The sequence below is a fragment of the Streptomyces sp. NPDC057654 genome, assembly GCF_042800135.1.
Lineage (GTDB): Bacteria > Actinomycetota > Actinomycetes > Streptomycetales > Streptomycetaceae > Streptomyces.
The window spans coordinates 3,206-11,804 of sequence record NZ_JBHVHQ010000188.1; the positions used below are offsets into that span (position 1 = coordinate 3,206).

Consider the following 8,599-nt stretch of genomic DNA (forward strand, 5'->3'; position numbering starts at 1 on the left):
AAGGTGGGGTGGCTGCCGACGGCTTGAACCGGGGTGCTCTCCGCCCGGGTTCGGTCCGCCGTCAGAGCTCAGGCCAGCAGCTCGCCGTCGATGACGGTCACGGCGGCGCCGGTCAGCAGGGTGCGTTCGCCGAGCAGTGTGGTGCGTACGAGGCCGGTGCGGGCGGATCCCTGGAAGCCTGTCAGTTCGGTGCGGCCGAGGCGGGCGGACCAGAAGGGGGCGAGCACGGTGTGCGCGCTGCCGGTCACCGGGTCCTCGTCGACGCCCACGTTCGGGAAGAAGCAGCGCGAGACGAAGTCGTAGCCGCGGGCGGGGTCCTCGGCGGCGGCCGTGGCGATGACACCGCGCCGGGAGCACCGGGCGAGCGCCGCCAAGTCCGGGGCCAGGGCCCGTACTGCCTTCTCGTCGGCCAGTTCCACCAGCAGATCGCCGACGTCCGGCCCCGAGTCGTAGACGGAGACCGGTGCGGCGCCGAGCGCCTGGGACAGCCCGTCGGGCGCCTCGGCCGGCGTGACGGGCGAGGTCGGAAAGTCCAGGGTGATGGCGCCGTCGTCCCGCGCGGTCGCGGTGAGCGTGCCGCAACGGGCCGCGAAACTCACGGTGCCGGTGGCGGCGCCCGTGGTGTGCAGGACGTGCGCCGTGGCCAGTGTGGCGTGGCCGCACATGTCGACCTCGGTGGCCGGGGTGAACCAGCGCAGCGCCCAGTCGGCCTCGGACCTCGCGGGCAGCGGGTGGGCGAAGGCCGTCTCGGAGAGGTTGACCTCGGCGGCGACCCGCTGGAGCCAGGCGTCGTCGGGGAAGGCGTCGGTCAGGAGCAGGACACCGGCCGGGTTGCCGCCGAAGGGGCGGTCGGTGAAGGCGTCGACGATTCGAATCCGCATGGCACGGACCGTAGTCGTGCGGGGTACGCGCGGGACACGGCCAATCGCGGGAATGTGGCCCGGTCCGTGGGCGAAGGAGGTGCCTGACACGGCGGGTGCGGTTCCCCGGCTCTGCCCGTGGGGGCGAGCCGGGAACCGGCCGCGGAGCCTCAGTCGACGCAGAATTCGTTGCCTTCGATGTCCTGCATCGAGATGCAGGACTCGTTGACACCGTCGGCTTCCAGTACTTGCACGCATACCGCGCCGAGTGCGACCAGCCGGTCGCGCTCGGCCTTGAGCGTGGCGAGACGCTCCGCACCCACGAGCCCCGTGCCCGCCCGCACGTCGAGGTGCACCCGGTTCTTGGCGACCTTGCCCTCGGGAACGCGCTGGAAGTACAGCCGCGGGCCGTCCCCCGTGGGATCGACGCAGGCGAACGCCGCATCCTGCTGCTCGGGCGGCAGCGAGTGATTGAAGTCGTCCCATGTCGCGAACCCCTCCGGGGGCGGCGGCACGACATACCCCAGCGCCTCGCACCAGAAGCGGGCGACGCGCTCAGGGCTCGCGCAGTCGAAGGTGACCTGGAACTTCTTGACCGATGTCATCGCGTCACCCTAGCGGCGCGCGTCCGGCGCCGCCTGTGGTTATCGGTGCCCTGTGCCAGTGGTCGCTGTTCGAGCGTCACTGAAGGGCGGCCCCGTCCTGCCGGCGGTAGAGGTCGCGCAGCAGGGAAATCTCGGCGCCGTGATGGATCAGCTCCCGGTTGACGTGCAGGACCCTGTTCTCCATGGGATACGGCTCGGGACCCACCGCGGGCGGATGGTCCAGGTCGGCGTCCGAGAGCTTGCGGACCCCCGCGTTCCATCTCCCGTACATCTCATCGAGCTGTTTCAGCGCCTCGTCAGCGGTCCCCGCGTAGGCGAATGTCCGGGAGTCGACGGCCTGGCCGCCGAAGTACCATCCGACCCGATAGCCCATGCACGAGACGATGATGTGCGCCAGCCGCCAGGCAATCGTGGTCACCGGCGCCGGCTCCGGGGCGGAGGGCGCGGAGTCCATCGTCCACTTCCCCGAACCTGCCGATATCGGCGCGGCCGACGTGCCGCGTGGGCGGATGCTCCAGCAGTCGCGCACCGGCTCCCAGAAGTACTCCGCGTCGGTGAGACCGTCCAGCCGTGGCCGCAGGTTCTTGCACCAGTACCAGTCCAACTGGTCCGCGAGCTGCTCGTTTCTTGTCATCGCCGCACACTACAGACCCGTCGCGCGGAGTGATCATCGCCGTCTGCGGTCATCCTCCACTGTCACACCCCCCGCAGACAGCTGTCCCTGACTGGCACAGCTCAATCGGTGACCTGTCTCAGCGAAGTTTCCGTGAATCTCAGCGAAGTTGCTGAAGCGCTCGTTAGTCTCACCGAAGATTGAGGATCTGCTCGGCCTGCTGGGTTGGGGGTGCGGTGGAGGCGCTGTCGCGTGCGTACGGTGATGAAGCGTTAGCAGCGTTTGAGCTGGACTTTCTCCGTAACGGTGAGCGTCGTCGGCACGCTCTGGGAGCGATCTGGCAGGTTCCGTTCGAGGCAGTCGAGCCTGTCCGGCCGTTCCGTTGGGACAAGGGAACGCCCGGTTTCGCAGGCTGGTACTACTCGGTAACCATGCGGGATCACGTGGGCTATGAGTCCTGGCTTGAGCGAGACCGGTTGATCGTCCTCGATAGGGATCCGCAGGTCAGGGCGATATCTTCGCAGCCCTTCTGGCTGCACTGGCATGACGGCGAACGGGGGCGCCGTCATGCTCCCGACTACTTTGTCCGGCTGGCCACTGGCCAGGCTCGGGTTGTGGATGTCCGCGCCGAGGACGACATGGACGAGGACACGCGGGAGGCCTTCGCGGCGACTCAGCGGGCCTGCATGGCGGTGGGCTGGGAGTTCGAGTGGGCGGGCCGTCCCGAGCCGATTCTCATGGCTAACGTTCGGTGGCTGGCGCGGTATCGCCGGACACGTTGCGGCCTGCCACAGGCGCTAGCAGGGCGACTTGTGGACGTGTTCAGCGAGCCGAAGAGCCTGTGGGATGGGGCTGCGTTGGTCGGCGATCGGATCCAAGTTCTGCCGGCGCTGTTCCACCTGTTGTGGTTGGGGAAGCTGCAGGCCGATCTTTCCGGGCGGCTCCTGGAGACTGCGACCCTGGTCTGGGCGGAGGGGCGGCAGCAATGCGCCAGCTGAGACGTCCGCAGATTCTGGCGGTTGGTGAGAGAGTCCGGTTCGACGGCCAGGTCCGCGGAGTGCTCGAAGTGACAGCGCAGGCCGCAGTCTTGGAGGACGCGAAGGCTCCGCACCGCGTGGTGGCTTTGCTCGAGTTGTTTGCGGCGGAGGACTTCGAAGTCTTGTTCCGTCCGGAGCGGATGCCGTTGCCGGCCTCATCCGGCTTGGACCTGATGCCTACTGCAGCGGTCGAGCAGGCTCTGTGGTGGGAGGGCCACATCTTGGAAGTCGTGCGTGGACTTCCGCCGGACGCAGAGCCCGGCGCATCGCCACGCAAGGAATATGGGGCCGGGACGTCGGTGGCCGCGCGGGACAAGGCCAAGGCGGCTGAGCTGTCCCGATCAGGTCGCCCGGTGACGGTCCACACGGTCGCCCGGCTGCGTCGCCTCTACCTCAAAGTGGGGGTTGCTGGGCTGGTGGATCGCCGAGCGGCCCGCAAGCGGCCGGAGTTCGGGGCGGTGGACGCCAGGGTGGTCGACGCGATGCGACAGGCCATTGACGAAGGTGTCGACCCTTCTACTCGGACTGCTTCCTACTTGATCTGGCGGACGAAAGAGATCCTCAGGCAGACCGAGACCGAGACCGAGACCGAGGACGGACAAACGGTGCCTCCGTGGCCTTCACGGGCCACGCTTTACCGGTTGGTGGAGAAACTGACGGCGGGTACTCACACTCTGGGCTCCGCAGAGACACGCCGCTCGAAGGCTCATACGGCGGGCACGACCTTGGGGGAGCTGACAGTGAGTGCCCCGGGTGAGGTCATGCAGATCGACTCGACTCCGCTAGATGTGATGGTTCGCCTCGACAACGGGGTGGTCGGCAAAGTCGAGCTCACGGGCATGATCGATGTCGCTACCCGGACACCGACGGCACTTGTCCTGCGGCCGTCGACGAAGTCCGTCGACGCCAGTGTGTTGCTGGCGAGGACCGTCACGCCCGAGTTGATGCGGCCGGGCTGGGTGGATGCCCTCAAGATGTCCCGCTCTGTGCTGCCTCACCGCAGGCTGTTGACGCTGGATGAGCGTCTGGAGCATGCGGCTGCCAAGCCGGTAATCGTCCCGGAGGTGATTGTCTGCGATCACGGCAAGGCGTTCATCTCGCACAACTTCCGGGCCTCGTGCCGGTTCCTGGAGATCGACTTCCAGCCGACCCACAAGGGCTCACCCTTCGAGAAGGGCCACATCGAGAAGATGCTGGGCTCGGTCGCCACGATGTTCGTGCAGTTCCTCCCCGGCTACACCGGCCGCAACACCGACCGTCGCGGTCGGCACCCGGAGAAGGAGAACGTGTGGTCACTGCCCGAGCTGCAGGATCTCCTCGATGAGTGGGTGGTGGCAAAGTGGCAGAACCGCCCGCATGACGGGTTGCGAGACCCCGACCACCCTGGGCGGCTGTTCACTCCGAATCAGAAGTATGCCGCGCTGGTGGAGTCCAGCGGCTATGTCCCAGTCGCGCTCAGCGCAGACGACTACATCGAGCTTCTGCCCGCTGCCTGGCGGGCAGTCAACGCCTACGGCATTCGCATCAATAACCGCACCTACGACGCTCCGGAACTCGGGTCCATGCGTCGGCGCGATTCAGGTGTCACGGCCAAGCGGGGGCTCTGGGAGGTCCATCGCGACCCCTACGACGTCTCTCGCATCTGGGTACGCAACCACCGCAGGGAAGGCGAATGGATCCAGGCGACGTGGAAGTACTTGAACCGGACGCCGGTTCCCTTCGGTGATCTGGCTTGGGACCACGTCAGTCACCAACTTCCCAAGGCCACCGAGGAAGAACTCGCCGAGGCCGTGGCTGCTTTGCTGACCCGTGCGAACGCCGGACCGGATCCGGCTGAGCCTGGCCAGAAGAGGAAGAAGGGGCCCTCCAAGCGCGACCGCCAAGTGGTGGCCCGAACCAAGGTGACGGCTCCTGCCCCTGTCGTCCTCCCCGAGCCGCAGCCCGAAGACGCGCCAGCCGCCGAGGAATCCGTGGACGAAGACGAGATGGCTGAGGTGATCCCACTGGGGCTCTTCGACCCTCTTGAGGATCCTTGGAGACGGTCGTGATCATGCCGATGTCCGGCCAGGCTGGCGACGATTTCGGGCGGCATTTGACCACCTTGCTCGGATGGCGCGAGTTCATCGCGACCTCTCAGGGCCAGCCGATGGTCATCATGAGCGAGGCCGAGTACGGGGCACTCGTTGCAGCGGCTGAGTCGGATCCGTCGGCGCAGGAGATGAAGAGCGCCTACGACGACGATCGGCTCAACCATCACGCGCGTCTGCAAGTGATCGCCACGTCCACAGTCCGGCACACCGTGACCTGCGGACGTCGCCTGATCATCCTGAACCGCGGCGCGGTAAGCGCCCGCCGCGGCCTGCTCGCCTCCGGGCCCGCGAACACCGGCAAGACGATCGCTCTTACTCAGCTCGGTCGGGCCCACGAACTCGTCGACCGGCGCCGGTATCCAGGCCAGGACGAGCGCATTCCGGTCATATACATCACCGTCCCGCCATCCGCGACATCCCGCATGATCGCTGCCGAGTTCGCTCGCTTCCTTGGGCTCCCCGTCACCCGCAGCCTGAATTTCACCGACCTGACCGAAGCCGTGGTCGGCGTCTGCACCACCGCCCGGACCGGCCTGGTGTTGGTCGATGAGATCCATAACATTTCCCTGGACACCCGCACGGGAGCCGAGGCGTCCGACACCCTCAAGTACTTCTCCGAGCGCATCCCCGCTACGTTCGCCTACGCCGGAATCGACATCGAATCCGGGGGGCTCCTCTCCGGCACCCGCGGTGACCAGATTGCAGGACGCTTCACCTCCGTGATCACTCATAAGTTCCCCTACAACAAGGAATGGAAAGGTCTCGTGGCGCAGATGGAGGAAACTCTCCTCCTGCACCAGCACAAACGCGGCACCCTGGCCCGACTCGACCGCTTCCTCCACACTCGCACCGGCGGCATGATCGGCACCCTCGCCCACCAGATCCGCGGGGCTGCCGTCGACGCCATCCTGAGCGGCACCGAGAAGATCACTAAGAGCGGACTGCTGGCCGTCGACTTGGACATCGCCTCCGGGCGCGACCGCCCGAACAACCCGCCAACAGAGAATGGCAAAGGATGACCGCACCCGCCGACGCCGATCCGCAGCTTGTTCCACTTCCCTTTCAGGTCCGGCCGAAGGCGGGAGAGGGCGGTCCCACGTTCATTCGGCGTCTCGCGCAGGCCAACCACATCCCACCGCCCTACTTGCGGAAATTCCTCAACGAACCGCCTGGCCCCCGGGGCAAACCGTCATGGACCCGCCTCGCCGCGCTCACCGGCCGTGATCCTGACCTCCTACGAACAACACTCGAGACGAAGACGTGCGTGGAATGCGGCATTGACATCCCGCCCAGCGATACCTTCGGCCGGCGGGCGGTCCTCTGTTCCATGCGCTGCAGGACCCGTGCCCACCGCCGACGGCAAACCACGGCGCCCTGCCGGATCTGCCAGAAGCCGATGAAGATCCAGGTCGGGCAGCGCCATCGACTCTGTTCATCCGCATGCCGCCGCACCGCATACCTTCAACGCCAGCAGGGACGCGCTTCGTCGACGGCTTCGAGCGTCGATGATGATCCTTCCCGCCAAGAAGGCCGTGGCTGCATAGCCTGCGAAAAACCTCTGCCCCCGGGCTCTCGATCGCACCGCCAGACGTGCTCTGCAGCCTGTCGGCAGCACGCCCGCCGCTGGAGTCGAATCACTTCGCCCGAACAGTTCCTCCGCTCGCCAGCCGAGACCTGTGAGTTCTGCCAGGACCCACTCCCGAAAGCGACGCGGAACACTGGCCAGCGGCGCTGGTGCTCATATCTCTGCGGTCAACGAGCCCGCCGCGGACTCGACCCAGCCCCCTACAGGATCCGGACCTGCGAGCACTGCCAGACCCCCATCGAGAGGGACAGATTCGGGCGAGCCCGTCGATGGTGCTCGAGGAACTGCCGGGAGAAGGGCCAGCGTCGACGTCGCAAACTTGCTGTTGGTGACAGCTAGGCAAGGGACCTCGTCTTCGCCTTCATGCCTGGGCAGTCAGCGGGGACAGTGGCTCAGACGGCGAGGCGGCTGGGCACGGCGTCCGCACGTCCATAGTTGAGCACCTGGGCAAGGACTTCGCGGAACTGGACGACGTCTTCGGTCGGTGCTTCGATGACGGCCTCGATCTCGCTGTCATCCAGCCGCAGGTCTTCCAGAGCGTCAGGGTTCAGTGAGACATGGAGGACGTTGCCCGTCAGGACGGCTTCACGAACACAGCCGTATGCGGTCCCCTGGCCAGCTGTGACCAGGCAGTGCGTGTCCATCCCAAGAGCTATCTCCTGGTCGTCGGGATCGTCCTCACCCGCCATGAACATCAGGATGAAGCCGCTGCCATCCTCTCGCTCGGCAAGCGCAGCTTCAGTGAAGTAGCCGTCGGGGTCGATCTCGGTTCTGGCGGCACGGGCGGTGAATCGGTACGTCATGACGGCGTTCTATCAGTGCGTCCCTCTGAGTTTCCAGGCAGGGGCGAGCCTGAACAGAGGAATGGGCGGAAAGTGCGTCACCACCGTCACCCCAACAAGGATCCGCAGGTCAACGTGCTGGCGCAGGCTTGAGACTGCGTCACCCAAGGCCGCTCGACAGAGCAGATTCACTGAGACGAACAGCCGAAACGGCATCTTCGTTGAGACGAAGTCGGGTTCGGCATCTTCGTTGAGACCTGCGCAACCTTCGCTGAGACAGGTCAATCGGCCCACGAGGAAGGGGCTTGCTATGCGACAGGTCCCGATATATCGTTGACGCATCGCGACCGATCAACGATAGGAGAAACGCGATGAGGCGCCATCACGGACAGGACCATGGACACGAGCACTACGGATCCGACCAGCGCGGTCGGCGCGAGCGAGGAGAGTGGGGAGAGCGCGGGGACTTCGAAGGGCGTCGCTCGGCCTTCGGGCCGTTCGGACCGCCCTTCGGCGGGCCCGGCTTCGGCGGCCGAGGGCGCGGGGGGCCGCGCGGCAGGGCGCGGCGGGGCGATGTGCGCGCCTCGATCCTGGCCCTGCTGAAGGACCGCCCGATGCACGGTTACGAGATGATCCAGGAGATCGCCGAACGCAGTGGCGGCGCCTGGAAGCCGAGCCCCGGCTCGGTCTACCCCACGCTCCAGCTGCTGGAGGACGAAGGGCTGATCACCAGCGAGAGCGAGGGCGGCAAGAAGCTGTTCACGCTCACCGACGAAGGGCGCGCCGAGGCCGACGCGGGGTCGCAGGCCCCGTGGGAAGAGGCCGGGCGCGGCGTCGACTGGGAAGGCATGCAGGAGATCCGGCAGGCCGGCTTCGGGCTGATGGAAGCCTTCGGGCAGGTCTGGAAGACCGGCAGCCCCGAGCAGCGCCAGAAGGCGCTCGCGGTCATCAACGAATCGCGCAAGAAGCTGTATCTGATCCTCGCCGACGAGGGCTGAAGCGCTCAACAGCAAGGATGACGGGGCCC

At 66.6% G+C, this 8,599-nt stretch carries 8 protein-coding genes; 4 read left to right on the forward strand and 4 right to left on the reverse strand.

Going from position 1 to position 8,599, the window contains the following annotated elements; translation table 11 throughout:
• Positions 1-68 precede the first annotated feature (68 nt).
• The 3 genes from ACFU99_RS16765 to ACFU99_RS16775 all read right to left on the reverse strand — a co-directional run bounded on the left by ACFU99_RS16765 (position 69) and on the right by ACFU99_RS16775 (position 2,099).
• Positions 69-881, reverse strand: a complete 813-nt coding sequence (locus tag ACFU99_RS16765; RefSeq protein WP_384392037.1) for a PhzF family phenazine biosynthesis protein — start codon at positions 879-881, stop codon at positions 69-71.
• 149 nt (positions 882-1,030) lie between these two features.
• Entirely contained in the window at positions 1,031-1,465 is a 435-nt protein-coding gene (locus tag ACFU99_RS16770) for a VOC family protein (RefSeq protein ID WP_384392040.1), read from the reverse strand.
• Between the two features lie 76 nt (positions 1,466-1,541).
• Positions 1,542-2,099 carry a DinB family protein gene (locus tag ACFU99_RS16775; protein WP_384392042.1) on the reverse strand — a complete coding sequence of 186 codons (558 nt, stop codon included), beginning with the start codon at positions 2,097-2,099 and terminating at the stop codon, positions 1,542-1,544.
• 215 nt (positions 2,100-2,314) lie between these two features.
• On the opposite strand from ACFU99_RS16775, the gene ACFU99_RS16780 reads away from it, so the two are divergent.
• From ACFU99_RS16780 to ACFU99_RS16790, 3 genes are all read left to right on the forward strand, one after another.
• Positions 2,315-3,076, forward strand: coding sequence for a TnsA-like heteromeric transposase endonuclease subunit (locus ACFU99_RS16780; protein ID WP_384392045.1), 762 nt, complete (start codon positions 2,315-2,317; stop codon positions 3,074-3,076).
• A complete protein-coding gene (locus tag ACFU99_RS16785) occupies positions 3,064-5,163 on the forward strand; it encodes a Mu transposase C-terminal domain-containing protein (RefSeq protein ID WP_384392049.1) in 2,100 nt (699 codons plus the stop codon). The genes ACFU99_RS16780 and ACFU99_RS16785 overlap by 13 nt, the downstream gene beginning before the upstream one ends.
• 170 nt (positions 5,164-5,333) lie before the next feature.
• Complete coding sequence (locus tag ACFU99_RS16790) at positions 5,334-6,224, forward strand: TniB family NTP-binding protein (protein ID WP_384392055.1); 891 nt, start codon at positions 5,334-5,336, stop codon at positions 6,222-6,224.
• Positions 6,225-7,182: 958 nt separating this feature from the next.
• Here ACFU99_RS16790 and ACFU99_RS16795 read toward each other — a convergent pair.
• A complete protein-coding gene (locus ACFU99_RS16795) occupies positions 7,183-7,593 on the reverse strand; it encodes an Imm10 family immunity protein (protein WP_384392052.1) in 411 nt (136 codons plus the stop codon).
• Between the two features lie 350 nt (positions 7,594-7,943).
• Here ACFU99_RS16795 and ACFU99_RS16800 point away from each other — a divergent pair, with 350 nt between their 5' ends.
• Complete coding sequence (locus ACFU99_RS16800; protein WP_384392053.1) at positions 7,944-8,570, forward strand: PadR family transcriptional regulator; 627 nt, start codon at positions 7,944-7,946, stop codon at positions 8,568-8,570.
• Positions 8,571-8,599: the final 29 nt, after the last annotated feature.